The organism is Pseudomonas sp. WS 5503 (genome assembly GCF_012985385.1).
Taxonomy (GTDB): domain Bacteria; phylum Pseudomonadota; class Gammaproteobacteria; order Pseudomonadales; family Pseudomonadaceae; genus Aquipseudomonas; species Aquipseudomonas paracarnis.
The window spans coordinates 72,876-91,263 of sequence record NZ_JAAQWI010000016.1; the positions used below are offsets into that span (position 1 = coordinate 72,876).

The following is an 18,388-nucleotide window of genomic DNA, read 5'->3' on the forward strand; positions in this document are numbered from 1 at the left end:
ATTCGTGAAATGGGCCTTCTTTCGCCGAGCGCGAGCTAAAAGCTAAAGACCCATGCATCACCTAGTGTGAGCGTTGTGATGATGAAACCTGGCTGTCTGGTACTGACTCTATGAGGTGTCGGTTGGCGAGCTAAGGTCATTCTTGGCTGATGCGATTTTCCATCGTGTAGAGCATCACTGACATCTTTTGTCTGCTGGGAACGGAGGAGTGCCGCAGGCCGGCTGGGTCTACCTTGGTACGTAAGGTCGTAAACGCGCTCAAGGGTATTCCAACGCCCGGCCCTACCCTGGCGGCAAAGAAAGCGTTTTGCCTCCCCTGTCTTCAGGGAGTTCAGGCAATGCACGATGCTCATGTCTTTACCGTTACAGCCCTTAGCAATGATCACGGGCTCTCCAGCGAGAAAAGCAGGGCTGTAACCACCAGTAGCAATGATGTGCACCCCATCGACCCAATCAGTTAAGACCCCTTGAGTGCGCCCCCCGCCTCTTATGGGATCGTTGTTCTCCAAACCTCTTGCTTGCAATCGAAGTGCTGCCGCCTAACAAGGGAACAAAATGACGGGCACGCCGTGAGTGCGACATATCTCAGTGATTACTGCTGCAGTTGGTAGGCCGGCAGCATTTGCGGGAAGCGCAATGGCATGAGGTTCGCTTTTCTCAATGAACGTAAGAAGCAGAGATAGGCATCCAGCTCGGCTCGTCGCGGCAAGCGGAATGCTAGCTGCCGTCTGACCGAGGATTCGGTGACCTGCCTGAACCTTAACCACGAGCTCCTGTAGAAGACTGCTTTGGATGTACCACACAGTTGCAGTCGTCAGAGTTCCGAGGCGGTAAGCATCAACAGAGGACCTAAGCCAATACCGCCGACCACCCCCTGTCTCTCCGTCATGTTCAAGAGTTTTTAGAGCAACCATGCGTTGGAGTGTGTTGCGGTGGATTCCGAGGATTGAGCTGACCTCAGACCCCCTCAGCTGATCAGTTGGTTGTGGAGCGTGGTGCTTTTGGCTAGAGCGTTTTGGCATTCAAGAACTCATTTTCGAACATTTGTGATAACCCGTTGAAATAGAATCGGATTTATCAGAATCGCAGAAGGGCCCGTATTATTACATTAGACGGGGATTTAACTAATTTCCCGCCTACTCTATGTTGTCGGATGCAGCCGGCCGGGAGCACCATCGGCATATCCGTAATGTGCATTCCGACACTAAATGAGTCCAAAAACAACCGGAATTGACTAATGGATTTCGTATGGTGCTTTTGAGGTGCGTTGCTGGGCAATAAGGGGATAATTGTCGTGTGCCAGTGGGTTTTAGTCAGGCGTTACGAGGGCGTATGACGTTTGCGTTCGAATGCTTATACCTATGTGATTGGGGCATCAGTGGGCAGTCAGTAGTGTTGCTTAGGTGTGTCAGAAGGTGCTGCCGGGCTTTGGAGGTGCGCTACGAGTGCCTAAAGGGATTTTGCAGTGCTCTCTAAGACACCGTATTGGTCGTAAACAGCAATAACCACAGTTTTGAGGTTGATCTGTGCGTAGAAATGTTCGTGATGTTGAGCTGGCAGGTCCGTTCCTTCAAAAGCTCGCCGAGATGACAGAGAGGCGAGAGCACCTCTTGATGGGGATCGTCGACCAGATGGCTTTTGTCCAAACTACACTTCAGCAACTTGCTGACAAGGTTAGGTCCTACGAAGGAGGCTGGGCACAGAGACGCTCTCAGGATGGCTGGTCATTAATGTGGATGTGGCGAGCAAGCGAGAAGGTTGGGCGGGTTTCGTGTGTAGAGGTGTACCTGTCGAAGGGAACAAAGAAAGATGGCGATTTCCACCGCGTTTCATTGAGGACAGTGGAGGCACGTCTTGCTCACATGACTCCGATCCTCGGTGCCAAAAGGACTAAATCGTTTTCCAGAGACCTTGAATTGTTCCTCAATGCAGCGAGGCGAGCGGTACGTTGGGTGAATGCATTTCCTGGTAATGATCTCGGGATCCTTGTTCCGAAATCAAAGGCTTCCGGGCTAGATGAGTGGATCTCGGCATTGGCAGTGTCCTGCGAGACCCGAAGCGCTAAGGCTGCCGGTTTGATCGAGAAGTACCTTGAGTTGGATAGTGAATTAAATCAGCTAGCTTTTGAGTTCAATGAAGCGCGACAACCGGTAAGATTCAGGTCGATCATTTGCAGGCGTGAATGCCCTGCTCTCGATCCGCTGTCCCCTGCGGAGCCGCGATACAGGGTGGTTGAATACTTCGACCGCCGGACAGGTAAGCGAAGTAGCCGAGATGTCAGCAGCTACAAGCAAAGGCTAAACCAGCAGAAGGTACGAGAGCGTCTTGCGCTCTCACTGGGTCGCCCTCCAACTGAGGCCGATTTGTCTGCTGTCATATCAACTAGACCAAGCCGAAAGCCAACGCCATGGCTGACAGCCGAGCTGATTTCTCACTGTCATCTAGGCAAGCATTCGGGAAGCATCAACAGACACCAAAAAAATATGGTGGCGATTCTGGAAGAGTGGGGCTCGTTGAGAGTCCTTATCCGAGCGCTACTCTGAGTAGAAGGAAAAATAATGTCTCATTCTATCGAACAGCTGATTGCGATCGACCTTGGTAACGGCACCACCAGTTACATCGCAGGTGCTGGCGAAATTCGAGGGTCTTTTGCGTCACTTGTTGCACCTGCTCAATCGAACCAAGGCCTGGGTGGTGGCTTCACCCGTGAGTCTTTCAAGACAAAGTTCGGATCTTTCTACATCGGCGATGACTGCCGGGAAGATGGTGCTGCCCCCCGTAGCACTGACTCGAGCTATTACAGTTCAGAAAGCATTAAGGTTCTGTTCCTCAAGGTCTTGAAAGAGGTTGGTCAGAAAAATCCGATCATCGTGACGGGGCTGCCGACTGAGTTTTTCAAGCTTCGCCGCAACGAGTTTGCCTCCGATCTCAAAAAATGGGCTATCGAAGAAGGTTACCAACCAGCAAGCGTCAATGTGCTACCACAATACGTTGGCCCATGGTTCGACCCTGAACTGTTGGATCCGGAAGGGAAAGTCATTGATCCCCGTGTTGTGATGGAGGGGAAACTTGGAATTATTGATATCGGCCAGGGCACCACAGATGCCGGACAATTCGTCGACGGCAAGGTGAGTTCTGACGATAAGCTACGTTGGGGTGAATCTAGCGGGGTTTCTGACATCCACAAGAAACTGTTTACACAGCTAAAGCAGGTGGATGCACTAAATACTATCCTGCCGGCAAAGTCCCGACTGCCTAAGGATTTCTCTCTCGACGCTCAGACTACTGAGTACACGATGGATACCTGGCTGAGGAAAGGCTTCATCCCGTGGCGCGGATCCAGGATCGATATTGATCCCATCAGCCTACCTGCACGGCAAGAGTTCGCAGATGACGTGGTCGTACGGTGTATCAACACCGTCTGGGGGAAGACTGACTTCATGGCCGGTATGGTGGTGGCTGGTGGTGGTGCAATTGTTCTGGGGAGGAAACTCCTCCAAACGTATATCAACACGGTGATCTACATGGCCAAGGATCCTGAGAACTCGATCGTGCGTGGCTATCATCGTTTTTACGTAACGCAGAACTTCAAGGAGCAGGCCCGGATGAAGGTAGCTCAGCGTGGCTGAGACCCAGAGCGTTGTGATCCGGGAAAGGCTTTATCCAGAGATGCATGAAGCCCTTGTCGAGGTCCTAGCAAAATACCCCCGACAAGCTGGTAATCAGGTTGTGCTGGCTATGTCAGAAGCGTGCTTGAGCTTTTGCCCCATTTCTGAGGCCGACTACAACGTAGCCGACGGCGGTGAATTTCAGAACGTAAAATTTACACTGTCGGCAGAGAAGTATCCGAAGTTATATGCGTTGTATCGGGCACTTCCGAGGGGGGTCAAGGGGCAAGCGATCATCAACTTACTGAACCGTCATCAACTATTTAGGCAAGCTGATCCGGGTAAGGTTAACGATGCTCTGAATGAGGCGCTGCTCGGTAGAAAGGTCACAGACGGATCATCGACCGACCTGGCCAACACGAAGATGGGTGTAAGTGCAGAAATCGAAAGGGAGGTTGTGGCGAGACCAGTTGCTATGGTCGTGTCCAGCGTAGATCAGGCCAGCATTGAACCTGCTCCGGGCAACTTCACAACTGGAACGAAGCCACCGGTTGAAGCGTTGGTAATTCAGGTGGAAGTGGATGATCCATTGGCTGATTTGCCACCTATGGATTTCTCCTAGATAACCCATACGTCCAGCAGCCCTTCGTCCAGGAGGGCTGCAACTCTCACCTCGCCATCCCAACGAACGAAACAATCAAGAACACGGGCCAACTGTCGCGGTGTACCGTCGCATGTGAGAAGTGGTGGTAATGCTTGAGTATGGGGGAGAACCTTGACCGCCTCCTGGGTGACCGATAAAACGGTCACGCCCTCTACAAAGTTGTTGAGCAGGGTGGTCACCATAGTGTGAATTGGAGCTGCTGCAGTAGACATCATCAAAACCCTTCCACCCAAAATAGACCTTCAGTTGCATAGATTCGAACATTCGGACGCCGAGATCTGAACCAGGTCAGCGCATAGTTGAGAAAGCCTGGATTATCAGCTTCGATAGGGGGGTCTATGTTGGGGATACGGTCAACCAGGCTGTAGTTAACGTGAGCCACACCCTGAGATTCGGACAGAACGAGATCAAGAGAAACGCCTGTATGCTCGGGAAGGCTCAGTGCGAGATCTGAAAGCCAGAGATTGAAGTCCAGCTGCGACAGCGACCCGAATACACCGACCTTCGCCTGTGAAGCCGAGCGCGCGAGAAAGATATTCGCACTTGGGAGCCAGTTAGGCAGCAGATGGTTGACATCGAATGCGTCCGCCTCCTGAAGATAGCCGACATCAACGTTATAGGTTTGCATCTCTTTCTTGCTCCGAATCTGGATCAACATATTTTGATTTCTAGGTGGTGGCACGGTCTGGATCGGGGCAAATTAGGCAGATCGAACTAGAGCTTTACGGTATACCTTCATGCTCGACATCCAACCAGCTGTCACATACTCAATAGGCGGAACGCTCAGCCCAGCGCCTGCTGCCTCATGGAATCCAGCATCGAAATTCGAGATAAACGGAATTTCGAAAATCCCGTTTGCAGCTAGTTGCTCACGGACCGCCACTGCGTCAGCAGCTGAAAGACTTGGCAGCAAGTCGATAGCCTGGATCACAACATCTTCGCCCTCTGAGACAGGTATGTGTGGTACGAAGGGGGCTGTGGCCGAGACCAATTCGAAATCTCGGTACGCGCGTTTAACTTCACCATGGATGCGCGCTACAAAGGTCAGACGTTCAAGCACGGCACCTATTGTGATTGTCCATGGAAAAGGATTCACTAACTCGTCAGCGGTGGAAACTAGTTGAACGCCGAATGGGACCAGACCCAGCTCTGGTCCAGATTCGTCACAGCGAATCAAATTCCCAAGTGAGTCTAGGCAGTAAGAGGGATACACATTGTCATTAACCGTGAAAATCACTGCGCCTATCATTTCGAGTTCATAATCTCTTGGAAGGTTTCTAGGACCTTGCCCACGCCGGTCTCGATGTAGTGCTGTCCATAGTAGCCTTGGGTTGGTGGTCGTGCTGAGTCCGCTTTCTCACTGACGGCCACCTTGGCGTAAGGCCCACCAACATCAGCAACAATGGCAGCCTGAACGCGCTGAACCGTGGCCGCGTCATTTTTTTGAGGAAGCCAGGCACGTGTAACAACACCTTCAGGATTCACTAGGAAGACCATAGTAGGCCAGATGTCATAAAAGGGACTTTTTTCGTCTTCCATCCCGCCCCACGAATCGATCACAAACTTGCGGCCTACAGCCGTGTCGCCTTCCCCAAGGTTCAGGTATGGCTTGATCCAGTCCTTGTAGCCCAAGCGCTCACCTCCAGACAGGCGGGATACAGGCGAGACAAAGTAATTGTCCACGCACATACGAAAAGCTTTTTCACAGGGCTCGTTGTTCCAGGTCAACCAAAAACCTCTGTATGCATCGTTGCTCTGCATCAGGGATTGCGGGAGACCATCGTAGCCCAGGAAGTTGAGCTCAACGTCTACGTGATTTTCCTTGAGCCACTTGCTCACCCCACCGATAAAAAAGCTTTCCTTCTTAGACCGCTCGGCTGCCGAATCTGCTCGAGCAAACCCATGTTGCAGCATGCTCAAATCATTTTTCGGCGCCTTGTAGTCCGAATACACGTTGGAAGCGACCCACAGTGACCAACCCTTCGGTTTCCAATTGGCTTTCTCGAAAAACCAAGCTTGTCCGGATTGAGCGTTGGAATCCTGTACGCTCTTCAAACCGAAGGTCGAGCCTGGCAACCGGAATTCTGGTTGGTCGACGACGCTTCCGCCGATCCATTTCGTGGAGGTCGGATTCGATGAGTCCCCGCAACCTGCGATCGCCACTGCAATCAGTGCCACAACCATTAATTTTTTCATAATTCATCTCCGTGATCTGGACACGAACTGTTTTAACAGGTCAGCCCAGGATTCCAAGTCTCAGCGCAGGTTTAATGGGATGGGATTATGAAGGGCTTCCTTGATCAGTACCAAACGTGAACGGCTCGGGCAAAGAAAAGCCCGCTCGCGCGGGCTTTGATTAGGGCTTGTTTGGCCCCTTTGGAGTATCTGGACCCGGTGGGGTCGGGGGCGGCAACGCGGGGAGATTAGGTTTTGGAGGCGGTGAGCTTGGCTTAGCGAGCCTTTTGCTGGCTTGGGAGGCTGATCCAGCAGAAGCTTTCGGGAGCGATTGGACAATATTTGTAGCTCGGTAAGCCCCAGTTGTTGCGCCTGCTGCACCGTTAGCTGCCGAACCTGCTCCCGAGACAACTCGCCCGAGGGCGCCAGCAAGCTTGGCCGGTCCACCAACGAGACTCAATGCAGCACTGCCGAGTTTGACTGCTGCACCAATCACAGCACCACCGGTTGCGGCCATTCCAGAAGCTGCGCCGGCTGGGTTAAATCCTGAAAGACCTTTGACATCATCCCAAATCAGCATTTTAGCAATAACTATCTCTACAGCAGTCAAAGCCATGAAGATAATATATTGTGCAGAGCCTGCTGAAATGAGCAGGGGATAGTTCTCATAAATGTTGCCCGAAGTTAGCCCTGTCATCAGCTCCCCATTCATTGCAAGCAATGTAGCAGCCATTGTTAAACAAAGGTTGTTGACGAATGGGATCATGAAAGCAAAGCTAAGAATTTTAACAAAGCTAATCAGAATGCTCGGATTAACAAAAACCGCAAATACACATATCACCGGGAAGAGCACAACCATCATCCCTGCGAGCATGGCGCAGCCATTGATCATTGCAGGTACCTTGAAGGTAAGCATCCATTCTTTAAATGCTTTGCCGACGTCCTGGATCTTGGTCATTATGCTGTCAGCTGCATCGCTGATCCCCCAGTTCATGTCCTGACCATTACGGCGTTCAGAGCCAATAATAGGAAGCGAACTATCTGAAAACTTATCTCGCTGCTCAATCATATTGTTTATGTTTTTGATCATGAGGGTCTGGGCTTCAGTCTGATCTCTCATATATGAGGATCTTTGAGCCATTGGAACCTCTTCTCTGATTGCATCAGTCCAATTCTGAACGGCCTTTGTCACCATGCCATACATTTGGAGGCAGTTTTTAGGGTAGAACCTAACTTCTTGTCCCGCGGCGACCGATGAGCCCTCAGTTAGCTGTGGGTTGCTATACATTGAGCTATCGGCATTGTCAGTAGTTTTATCGAACTCCGAGGCGCCTTCATTTGCTTTGGATGGGAAATACTGTCTTACCCAATACTCTTTTGAAGGTAAAAGATAGCCCCCGGGTTTGACATTATTGCCTCGGAACGGATTCTGATCTTCAGGTATATTGAGTAGTGCGGTTCTGCCGGCGTCCACCTTATCGGCTACCTCGCTGTCTGCGAAATACCTTCTCCATGAATTGATTGATAACCCAAGGCCAAGAACGTTCATCGGCGATGCACTTCCAACCTTGTTGCCAGCCTCCATTTCTTCATACTGCTCCTTGCTAAGTTGACTCACTTCAACAGGGTTTATCATTGTTGAACCGTAGAGACCAACTGATTGTCCTACGAGCCGGGTATCTGGGGTGCTACCAGCCGTAGCAGACAGCGCACCTTGACATTTATCTATATAGTCTTGGTACATATCCTTTACAGGGCTATTGGCGAATTTCTTGAGTGTCCCCTCGTTTGTCACATGATAAGCATTTTCAAATGCCAGGCTCATTGCCGTTTCTTTATTTACATTATCCAGAGCTGATTTGAAAAGCTGATAAATATTGCCAATAATTGAAACTGACCAGCCAGCACCCGCCGATAGTCCTACGCTTCCACCAGCGGGCCCAATTTTATAGTTACCTGGCTGTAGGAGCATGGCAACCAAAAGTACAACACCTATAGCGCTCGCAGCTGTCTTGAGCTTATCTGCAGGTGCTTTCAGGGTCAAAATACTTACCCAGGCAAGTCCTCCCCACAGACAGAGGTTCATCGCCGCCACAGTGAAGGACTGGTTATAAGCCTGCCACATGTTGATGTAATGACTAACAAGATCGCCAAAATTGGAATTGACGATCTGTAGGTAGTCAAAATTTTCAATATCAGTCGAGTCTGACATTAGTTCGTTACCTGTTGGACACTCGCGAATACTTTGTTGCGTTCTTGATCGTGTTTGATTCGTGCCTGAAGGGCGATGTATTGTTGGCGAAGGCCCGCAACAGAGGTTTTAGTGCGGCTGATAACCTCATCACTCAGGATTACGTTATCAGGTTGATTGGCGATACCGCTTGAAACGCCAATTTCAATCTTGGAAATTACGTCGTCCAGCTCTTTCATCATTCCGAGCGTTGATAATTGGCGCTCTGTTGAAATGAACATGGCCGGGCTCGATCTGGCAAGGTTTCGCATGTATTGATGTTCGTTCTCGCTGACAACGATGTCAGCTCGAGAGATCAGATCTTTATATGCCTGTGTATTTTTGAAGGATGCGGCATCTGCAGAGTAAACAGCTTTGTACAGGTCCATGTATTCAGTGGTCAGGGTTTTCGAAAGGTTCTCAATGTTTTCAGTGCGCGGGGTTACCGAGGCAGCATCATTGTTGAAACCATACGAAGGTACGAGGCCACCATATTTCTTGATGTCATCACAACCAAGTTCCGATGCCGCGAGCACCAGGCCGGCGCTACCATCTTGTGGGTCATTGCTGCATGATTTACCGCTAACAGAAGCTTTAACTGAGCCAGTGCCGCCGGTTCCTGTTCCAGACCCAGTGCCAGCGCCTTTATTTGTTCCGCCCGAGACAGAGGAATTCCAACCAACCAGCCCGCCAGTAGCGCTCGACACCTTTCCCATCATTGCGTTGGCGCGATCGGAGGTTTTCTGCTTGAACTCCCCCATTTGGTTGAGAAGAGATCCGGTTAAACCCTCACCTGCCATGCATTTTGAGCTTTTATAGCCCTCGTCCACAGTACAGTCGGCTTCAGCTAGGGTTTGCTTTTTCTCGTCATATGCCTTGTCGGCCAGAGACCGTACGCCCGAGCAGGTCATGTTTGAGAGGTCCAAGCCAAACTGACCAACGCTATTAAGCTGGTCGATCACAGACTTGATGGTCGGCTGGCTGTAGGCTAAATACATGATGGCAAGCGCCGGAGCATTTTGGATGAACTGTTCAACCATCTCCTGGTACTGGCCCAGTTGACCATCTAGTACAGTGCTAAGATTGAGCCCATTACAACCCACGCCAACTTCAGTAGCGCCGTAGCCATTTACTACTGAAGTCCGCTGGTCTTGGAATGGGGTGAAGGTATCGAAGGAAAAGCTGCCTCCTTTGTTCGCGTCGTTCACCGCGCTCCCTTTCACGGATTCACCAAACAGGCCTGTAACGTCGTCCATGCGGCGTGTCCAGGGAGAGTCCGACCCGTCAGCCCCAAAATCAATTGACGCTGCGAAAGTATTTGTTGACATCACAGCAGAGACTGTCAGCGCGAGGATCGATTTGATATAGCGTGATTTCATTTTCATGCGCCTTTCTTCTCTGGCTGGATATATGTCATAGCCTGAAAGTGATCTTCAAGCTGGCGAAGTGTTCTGTTACCGACAATACTTTTGCGTCTGTTGACCTTAGTGTTGTCGATCCATGAAATTGGCCATGACGTCACTCCCAGCTTTTGCAAACTAATACGTTCTTCGCGAGAAAGTACGCGTCCAGACAATCCTCGTTGAGTTACATGCTTTGTGAAGGCATCACGATCACCGTCAAGTTGAAATATCTTTATTTTAAGCTTTGGATATTTTTGTTGGACAGTGGAAAGGATTTGTAGCTGTTTTTCACAGACAGGGCAGGTTGACTCTACGAACACAGACATACTCACGTTGTCGGTATCTATGTATTTTACTTCCTTAGCCTTCTCAGTAGCAGCATCAAGTCCTTTAATGTTTTTCAGGTCTCCGTTTTGCCACATTGCCATTTTGTAGAGTTCGGCGGACTTGTGGTACTCACCCCAGGTTTTATCCATATAAGAGACAAGCTCTGATGCCGCCTCAGGGGTTTGGTTGAGCTGAAGGTTGATTACGGCGCTTGGCGTTCCCGGTTGAAAGTTAAACTCCACACCATTTTTGCCAATCATTCGCATAGGCGCTTGTGGGTTCTTCTTCGCGTTCCGGTTCAACTCAGAGCAATTTTTCATCCAGTCCATATTCTGGCAGTCGAGAATATTTGGAAGCTTGTCGATTTCAGCGTTCTGACGATCATCGTTGTACTTGTCAACTTTTGCCATCGCTACTGCGATAGCGTTTGACAACGCTTCATTTGGACTTGATGCGTCGGAAAGTACGAAAGGTGCATTGGAGACAAAACATCCAACCAGAAAGGCGAGAGAGATCTTAATTGAAGTTTTCATACTTTCCTTACCTAAGAACAGCAGACAGTTCGGTGATTACAGACTGAGCATTGCTCAATATTTTTGGTTGTCCATTTTGAGGGACTAGCACGATAGCTGGAGTTGAGCGGACACCATATTTCAGTGCTTCAGAGCCGTTCATATCAGGTCGGAATCCGGTCAACGGAAGATTTCCCGATGCTGGAGTAAAAACACGTCGAGGATTCCAGTTAGCTTGATCAATTAATACATAATATTGAAAGTCAACCTTTTCCCCAAATCGGGCTTTAGCATCGTTTGATATCTTCACTAACTCTGCAACATTGCTTGCATTTTCGGTGATGAACATCTTTATGGTTGCAACCGGTTCAACCAATCGTTGGTCGCCAACAAACCGACCGATTTGTGACTGCATGCGCGCGTATGCTTGTTTTGCGCCCTCAATATCTTTCGGTACTGGAACACCGCTTGCACCGCCAATTGTTGGTGTTTGACCACGCTGGCCAAGCATTCCCTGGACCTGAGATAGCATTGCAGCACTACCCTTATGTCCTCGATCAGCTGCAGCTTTAAAAAAAGTAGCTGCTCGCTCCAGATTATTCGGATATTCGGGAGATCTCAGCATTAGATCACCAAGGTGATACATGGCAATAATGTTGCCTTTCTTGGCCTCAGGAAAAAGGATGTCCCATGCTTTCTGTTTTTCGCCTTTTAGAATAGCCATGATGCCTTCGCCGACTCTTTGGTCGGTAGTGGGCTCAATAACGCTGGCCATTACATTGGTTGAAATGAAGCTAGCGAGCAGCAGCCATAGATACGGTCGCAAGTCGTTTCTCCTCGTTGTACTTTGGTATGAAATATTCGAGATATTTCTTGCGGTAAACCGGGGTTGCTGAGTGGTAATAGCCAACGGCCTCGATCTCGTTCTTGTGCTTCTTTTTAAGTTCTGCAATACGAGTCGCTGCGAATTCAAGGTTGTAATGCGGATCAAACCATGTCTGAACAGTCGCAATTCCTTGACCGTTCCAACGGTAATTAACTTGAGCAATCCCTATATCTGTATTTATTAGTCTTAGTGCTCGAACCCGCACCTCTCCTTTGTTGACCACTTTGCTGTCATCTACCCGCAAAATCAGTCGACCTGAATCTCGAATGCTTTTCGCATAAGAATTCGCACTAGCCTGAGAGGTGAAGAACCGGCGGAACCGCTCTCCTTTCAAGGAGATGGCTTTGACCATCCAAGGTGCTTTGGTTAGTGACCAGAGCACTCTTACTGCGGTTTCTTTATCTTGGTAGCGGAAAGGTTCTCCATCAGCGTTGAAAGTCCATGGGTTTTTGTTTGACTCATGCGCTGCTATCGCACGCAGCACGATTGGATCAACGCCGTGGTTTCGAGCTGCACGATCAATCATCGAGTCATAAGGTGAGCAGATTGCATTAGCAGCGTTAAGTGCCAGTGCAAGCGCGACAATGGATCGAATCACACCCGTACTCCGTCGATGGTATGGAAACTGTGTTTCTGCAACCAAGCGATGGTTCTGGCGCGCTCCGGAAAGCTTCGATCAAGACGCCTGAAAAGGGGAGGATGGGGGTCTTCAGGGCTTGTACCCAATTGCTCGTGGAGCATTTCGTGATGGGTCACATATTTGACAACGCACCTGGGGGCATCATGACCTAAGGACTTACTCAAGCCTTGATGAATCAGGATGACCTTCTGGCCATCAATCACTTCCGTACTTCCGGCTGGTACGAACAGAGTGTCGGTGCTAACGCGGTTGATGCGTCGGGCAATTTTGTCCCAGTCAGCTACACGTAGCTTTTGAAGGACCTTGATGTAGAGCTTGGATGCTTCTTCATGATTTATAGCAACGAACGGCTCAAGCGCGCTCTTGGCAGCTACATAGTCCTGCTTTACGAACAGAACTACTGCGGCCTCCAGGGCACATAGCTGGGCCTGAGTTAGATCGCCTGGATGTAGCTTGGGTTCGTCTGCCTCGCTTGCGCTGGGAATTCCCCAGCGCACGGGGACATGGTTAGGTGCACGGAAATGACACTCTGAGACCTCAGCAGCTAGTCGCGCCAAAAACAGCTCGTCAGCGCTGCTGATCTGCTCATGAATGTTAAATCGACGGGCACCCATTTGGAGAACTCCAGAACTTATGGACTACTTGGCCATCCGAGTTCTGCAAATCGAGACGATCACCGGTGATTGCAACGCGATATCCATCGAGGAAATCGCCTTGGCCCACCATATTCTCCGCGCCGGCATCGACTACGAACGCATGAGCTACGCACGTGGTGCAATTACGCGCTGGTGGTGCTACTGCTTTCACGCAGAGTTTTGGTCTCGAGACAACCTTCGCCACTGGCGGTACAGCCTTGGTGGGCGATCGTTGTGCAACGCGGGCCGAGTGCTTAGGGTTGTGAGCTACAGCAGGTTTGGCTTGGGCAGGCTTGATGTTGCTACCTGGTTTCTTTGCCAATTGATCTTTGAGGGACTTGATTTCATTGTCCTTCTGAGCAAGCTGAGCTTTCATCTTCGTCACATCAGCCGCGTCTTTCTGCAGACTCGGTTTCTGACTACTATCCGGGTTTTGGAGTGAAGTGCTACCCAAAACAGGGTCATGTTTTTCAGCTGAAAGTGAGGCTAGTTTAGGGGGTGTTTCTCCCCCCACAGGCATCTCACCAAATGGTGAGCCCGAACCAGCAGTGATTGGTTCCGGCGCTACCTCTGGAGCAGCGGCGAATGGGCTGTTTGCTCCGCTTGGCAAAGGAAGCTGTTCCTTCGGCTGTGAGGCTGTTGCTCCAATTTCAAGAGGTGGTGGCTCATTGGCTAGCTGGGCAGGAAAGCCAAAACCGTCAGCAGGTATTGACCCTGAATCTTGCGCTGAAACAGTCTTGCCGCTAGCAACCAACGGCTTCTGCAATTGTCCGTCCAGCTGCAATTCGTCCAGTGTTTTTCCAATCGCCGGATCAACAACTGCTTGCTCGCCAAGTGCGGTAGGTAACCCGGCAGTCAAACCACCATCATGCATTTGTGGCAGCGATGGCTTGTCTTCATGCGCACTCGCATCGGCCGTGGGCGGATGTGTTTCTGGAGGTGATTGATGAATCGCAACCGGTGTGAAAATACCGTTTTTAGCCATAACACCAAGGGCGACAACCACGGCCCCAAGCACGAGCTTTTTCTTTAACGACATCTTCTTTGGATCTGGCTTTGCTGGTACAGCCTGGTCCTGTGGGTCAATGAGGAGCGGATCGTTGTAATCGTCGATGTGCGGGCGTGGGGCGTCCTGAGATTCAATGACCTCAACGTTATCAGCGTCTGCGTCGGTGCCTGCGTCTCGTCGAGGCTTCTTCGTGCTTGCCGCAATAGTTGCTGCACCGCTTTTGATCTTGCCGATCAGATCGCCGAGACCGCCTGGTTTGTTTTGTTCACTCATTTTTCTGATCCGAGCAGGGGAAGGTAAGTAGGCGCCTCTTCGGAGAAGCGGCCTGGGGCAATTTGTACGCATTCTTCGTGTTCGGGTGACAACATCCCATTGACGACACGTGCGGGGATTTTCACTCCGCATTGAACTAGTGGGGCATCCCAAGTGAAGCGCTCGCGAGCCCGCATCTTTCCTTTCATGTCCGTTAGTACCTGGCTCACTCCTTCGGAGTAAGCGCGGCGCTCGAGTTCAGTATTCGGTGCGTACATTTCTTTGACTGGCTTGGTTTCGGTGTCAACGATCGTTTCGCGAGGTTCGTATTTATCAGTGCACCCAGCCGTGACGGCGATGCATAGAAGGGCGGCAGCCTTAAACAACTTGGCCATAACGTGCTCCGTATGGGTGAGTTTTTGATAGGTCGATGATTGCTTGCTGGCGGGCGACCGACGATTCAATTCTTTGCTCGTTTACGATTGCTTCAGTCCTAAGCTCTCGCATCCGGTAATCATCAGGGTGCGAGCTTGCAATCCACAAAGTCATCGGGGCTGAAAAGAGTCTAAATACACCTGAGTAATAGAGGCTCTGGCTGGTCCGCATCCTGTAGAACACCTCTGAATACATCGGAGGCAGCGAGGCTAGAGAGCGCCACAGATCGATTTCTTCGTCGGTGAATGCGAGTTCTTCTTTGGCAACTCTGTAGTCAGACTCCGAGCAGGCAAGGAAAAAGTAATGACTTGTGTTCTCGAGAATTCCGTCTTGCGAGTCGCCACCACCGCTCGTCTCTGCTTTGATCAGGTTCACAAAGTCTTTAACCGTCTGGCTTATCAGCAAGCAACCAGCACCATAACGGCGCAACTCACGATAAAAACTGGACAAGGCTTTTGCGGCGTTCGGATCGGACAGTGTTGCCCAGGCCTCATCGACAGCAACCACCTTTTTACGGCTGCGATCGAGCTTGAACTTGCAGTACAAGTCGATTTGGCGGAATAGAGCCAATGTCACAATGCCAAGCGCAGGGGACTTCGACATGCGCTGTGTTTCAAGTACCGTAAAATCGTTTTCCCAATCAACATCCAAGTAGCCATCGAAAATGGCGGCGAACGGACCAGTGCCGTAGTACAGCGTCAGGTTCTGTGCGAGAACCTCACCTTTCTGCTCATGGAAATTTGTCTTGATCAGGTGAGGGATGAAGTCCCTGAAGCGCGGCTCATCCATAGGCCGCGTCTCAACCCAGTCACGATAAAACTCCTCAAGTGCTTGGTATAGGAGAGATGAAGTCACCTTGGTTAGATTAGACTTGGTGGACCCTGAGCCGTCCCCGGCCTCCATCATCATGATCAGCATCCGTGCGACGAAGAAAATCTCGTCAAGCTCGGGCTTCACATTGCGATTATTCTCATCACGCTTGAGGGCAAATGGATTAATACAGATTGGGTCAATTGTGCGGCCGGAGACGGGCTCAACAAACCGCTCGGTCGTGAGGCGGACGTAATTACCATTCAACACCAGACAAAGGCTTTCGTACGAATCACCTTTGTCAATGATCCAGACCTTCGGTCTGTATTTCACCCTCAGGGCCATCAACAAATTGTTGAAAGTAAATGACTTACCTGAGCCTGTGGTCCCGCAGATCAACGAGTGAGCTGTGTTGACGCTGTTACCCCAAAGGTCCAAGAAGATCGGCTGACCAGCACGATTGTTCATCAGGATCGCAGGGTCGGGTACTCCTTGGTACTCAACAAACATTGGGGCCATGTGCGAAACGCTCTCCGTCAGGTGAGGAATGCTTCGCTTCAGCAGTTTCATGCTGGTCTGGCGGAAATTAAATGGCATGCTGTTACGGACCACAGCATCCCCACGCAATACTTCTTTGTGACCGATACGCCACAGCCGACGCTCAAGCGACATGGCTTGGTCGTCAATGATCTCTTTGTTGAATCCCATCAGATTGATGTGAACAGACAGGTCGAAAAACTGCTCCCGGTTGCTCGCGTTCTCTGAGGACACCTTGCTCCTTACAGCATCAAGGTCGCTACGCTGCCGTTCACGGGTTTCTTTGTCCCCTACGCGCATCGACTCCTTAGCCGCGATCATTCGACCGCGGATAGCTAGCCGGCTGGTCACGACAACAGCGCGTGGAACGCTCCAGTTCATTGTGATTAGACTTTCGGATTCAATCCCAGCCATGGCTACCTGGAGCATGCCAGGTGCGCTGCGAATCGGCTTGCCCATAACGGACACAGGACGGATGTAGTACGGGACGCCGCGGTCGTGAATTGTCCAGCCGTTAGGCTCCGTTTCTACATGCGCAAAGGTAGCTGTCGCAGCAAGGTTATCCCGGGTTTCAACGATGTCTGGATTATCCAGCGCATCAAGTATTGGTATGTCAGCCCTGTACTTCGGTGGCTCGATTTCAAAGCTCCGGACAGGGTTCATCAGCCCATAGTGAAGGTTGATGTAGCCTTGACCAGTCAAAACCTCAGGTTGGAAGCCATAGGTAGCCAGTGCTTGTTCGATCTCAGTGCAATACTGACCAAAAATCTTAGCGTGCCCGTTATAGGCACGCTCAGCCATTTTGTTTGCGTCTGCTAGCCCTACCGAAGCTAGCGCTGCTTTGACGGTAGTGTCAAAAAACTTCCCGAAAATGTATTCAGGCTGCCACATGAACACGATGTAGAAATCGTTTACGAAGGGGAAGCGGCCTTCCCGTACCTCGCGCTTGATTGCTTCAGACGCAGTTGCCCGGACATCTTCATCAGTCTCGTCCTGCTCAAGATCCGCAAGAGCATCGTCCTGCATCTTTTTCAGAGTGGCCGCAGTGGCATCGCCGAAGAATCCATTGGCCGATGTCGCAGCCGAAAACTGCCGGTCCATTATGGAGTGGGCGATTGCGGCGGCGAACTCACCGGCTTCAGGGTCAATCTGATCTTGATAGAGCCCCATGATCTGGCGGATGTCGCGATGTGTATGTCGCAGAAACTGCCCGGTGCTTCCCGCTGGATACTTGTTCAGAACGTCCGAGAAACTGCCGGTCACATCAAACAACATGTCGTTGTTGAACATGGACGCATCCACACCGGAAATCTTCCAAATCTTTGCGAACCGACCATCCAGCGTATGGAAATAGCGACCTTGCTGCTCGTATAGGAAGGCATCGGACAGCAGTTGAATTGGCATGCCGCCTTGATAGTTGCGACGACCCAGGCCAGCTAGCTCAGAGTCGTATAGGTGCAGATCAGACTTTTTAGCCATTCGTTGATACCTTCTGTGTTGCAGTAATCAGTCGCGATTCGGGGTAAACAGTGATGCGTGCTGAACTGACCCGGGAAACGTATTCAGCAATGTCACGAAGCGAATTCGGTGATGTGTTGATCAGCACGATTTCGTTCTGGTTTATCGCCGGGTCAAATTCCGTTTCATAACCACTTGCGGCCGAGGCCAAGTTAAGAATTTCACCTAGAGTCAGATTTTGTTTTTTGAAGATCTGAGGCCAAGGAATTTGATCCGGTGGGGGTAGCGGCCGGGTGTCAACTTCGTTGGGTTTCGTAAAGATTCTTCGATAAAGATCAACGTCGGGTTGGCGAACGGTGAGGTCCTGGCCTCTCCCTAGGATCTGCTTCTCGTAATACTCACGAATGGCATCTTTGTGGTATTGCGTGATCCCTTCGGCTTGAGCAATTGGGGCAAGTAAAAACAGTAGGCTCAGGATTAGTTTGCCCATCCCGCTTCCTCCATGATCACGTAGTCCCAGCGACCGCCATGCTTCACGCCTGTGCGCTTGTCGGCATATGGCACTACCCATACAGGTGCAACGACATCTGGATTTCGGATTGGATAGTAGGGATCGCTTGAACCAAGTTCAGGCCTGGCGCGCAACCCTTCACGCAGCAACCGGACAGTGTCAGCGCCACCAGAGGAGTTAACCGTGTCGTAGATCTGATCCATGGTTGCACTGTTCCGGAACGGTTCTTCATCAGTTGCGCAGCCGGTGAGGGCCATTGCCAAGAAGGAAAGAAGAATCAGCTTCTGCATGGTCTT

General features: G+C 50.7%; 16 protein-coding genes. 2 read left to right on the top strand and 14 right to left on the bottom strand.

The features are described from left to right. Positions 1 to 2,558 precede the first annotated feature (2,558 nt). Positions 2,559 to 3,629, top strand: coding sequence for a ParM/StbA family protein (locus HBO10_RS29870; RefSeq protein ID WP_011923011.1), 1,071 nt, complete (start codon positions 2,559 to 2,561; stop codon positions 3,627 to 3,629). Beyond that, positions 3,622 to 4,230: a hypothetical protein gene (locus HBO10_RS29875; RefSeq protein WP_078466101.1), complete on the top strand. Its 609-nt coding sequence runs from the start codon at positions 3,622 to 3,624 to the stop codon at positions 4,228 to 4,230. Before HBO10_RS29870 ends, HBO10_RS29875 begins: the two co-directional genes overlap by 8 nt. Positions 4,231 to 4,486: 256 nt before the next feature. On the opposite strand, the gene HBO10_RS29880 is transcribed toward HBO10_RS29875, so the two are convergent. The 14 genes from HBO10_RS29880 to HBO10_RS29945 all read right to left on the bottom strand — a co-directional run bounded on the left by HBO10_RS29880 (position 4,487) and on the right by HBO10_RS29945 (position 18,382). Then, a complete protein-coding gene (locus HBO10_RS29880; RefSeq protein ID WP_078466103.1) occupies positions 4,487 to 4,930 on the bottom strand; it encodes a hypothetical protein in 444 nt (147 codons plus the stop codon). Between the two features lie 42 nt (positions 4,931 to 4,972). Further along, positions 4,973 to 5,332 (bottom strand): hypothetical protein, encoded by a 360-nt coding sequence (locus HBO10_RS29885; RefSeq protein ID WP_169922245.1) that lies wholly within the window; start codon positions 5,330 to 5,332, stop codon positions 4,973 to 4,975. A 185-nt stretch (positions 5,333 to 5,517) separates the two neighbouring features. Then, the gene (locus tag HBO10_RS29890; protein ID WP_078466105.1) at positions 5,518 to 6,468 is read right to left on the bottom strand and encodes a hypothetical protein; all 951 of its coding nucleotides are present in this window, start codon (positions 6,466 to 6,468) and stop codon (positions 5,518 to 5,520) included. Positions 6,469 to 6,628: 160 nt separating this feature from the next. Continuing rightward, the gene (locus HBO10_RS29895) at positions 6,629 to 8,659 is read right to left on the bottom strand and encodes a hypothetical protein (protein ID WP_078466106.1); all 2,031 of its coding nucleotides are present in this window, start codon (positions 8,657 to 8,659) and stop codon (positions 6,629 to 6,631) included. Further along, positions 8,659 to 10,056, bottom strand: coding sequence for a hypothetical protein (locus HBO10_RS29900; RefSeq protein WP_078466107.1), 1,398 nt, complete (start codon positions 10,054 to 10,056; stop codon positions 8,659 to 8,661). Before HBO10_RS29900 ends, HBO10_RS29895 begins: the two co-directional genes overlap by 1 nt. Before the next feature lie 2 nt (positions 10,057 to 10,058). Then, entirely contained in the window at positions 10,059 to 10,940 is an 882-nt protein-coding gene (gene traF / locus HBO10_RS29905) for a conjugal transfer protein TraF (RefSeq protein WP_078466108.1), read from the bottom strand. A gap of 7 nt (positions 10,941 to 10,947) precedes the next feature. Continuing rightward, positions 10,948 to 11,745, bottom strand: a complete 798-nt coding sequence (locus HBO10_RS29910; protein ID WP_078466109.1) for a sel1 repeat family protein — start codon at positions 11,743 to 11,745, stop codon at positions 10,948 to 10,950. Next, entirely contained in the window at positions 11,714 to 12,403 is a 690-nt protein-coding gene (locus HBO10_RS29915; RefSeq protein WP_078466110.1) for a transglycosylase SLT domain-containing protein, read from the bottom strand. Before HBO10_RS29915 ends, HBO10_RS29910 begins: the two co-directional genes overlap by 32 nt. Beyond that, positions 12,400 to 13,059 carry a hypothetical protein gene (locus HBO10_RS29920; RefSeq protein WP_011923001.1) on the bottom strand — a complete coding sequence of 220 codons (660 nt, stop codon included), beginning with the start codon at positions 13,057 to 13,059 and terminating at the stop codon, positions 12,400 to 12,402. The genes HBO10_RS29915 and HBO10_RS29920 overlap by 4 nt, the downstream gene beginning before the upstream one ends. Continuing rightward, positions 13,040 to 14,362 carry a hypothetical protein gene (locus HBO10_RS29925; protein ID WP_169904009.1) on the bottom strand — a complete coding sequence of 441 codons (1,323 nt, stop codon included), beginning with the start codon at positions 14,360 to 14,362 and terminating at the stop codon, positions 13,040 to 13,042. The genes HBO10_RS29920 and HBO10_RS29925 overlap by 20 nt, the downstream gene beginning before the upstream one ends. After that, complete coding sequence (locus HBO10_RS29930) at positions 14,359 to 14,736, bottom strand: hypothetical protein (RefSeq protein WP_078466112.1); 378 nt, start codon at positions 14,734 to 14,736, stop codon at positions 14,359 to 14,361. Before HBO10_RS29930 ends, HBO10_RS29925 begins: the two co-directional genes overlap by 4 nt. Beyond that, positions 14,720 to 17,602, bottom strand: coding sequence for an FtsK/SpoIIIE domain-containing protein (locus tag HBO10_RS29935; RefSeq protein WP_078466113.1), 2,883 nt, complete (start codon positions 17,600 to 17,602; stop codon positions 14,720 to 14,722). Before HBO10_RS29935 ends, HBO10_RS29930 begins: the two co-directional genes overlap by 17 nt. Beyond that, a complete protein-coding gene (locus HBO10_RS29940) occupies positions 17,595 to 18,071 on the bottom strand; it encodes a hypothetical protein (RefSeq protein WP_078466114.1) in 477 nt (158 codons plus the stop codon). Before HBO10_RS29940 ends, HBO10_RS29935 begins: the two co-directional genes overlap by 8 nt. Beyond that, entirely contained in the window at positions 18,059 to 18,382 is a 324-nt protein-coding gene (locus HBO10_RS29945) for a TraV family lipoprotein (protein WP_078466163.1), read from the bottom strand. The genes HBO10_RS29940 and HBO10_RS29945 overlap by 13 nt, the downstream gene beginning before the upstream one ends. Between the last annotated feature and the right edge of the window lie 6 nt (positions 18,383 to 18,388).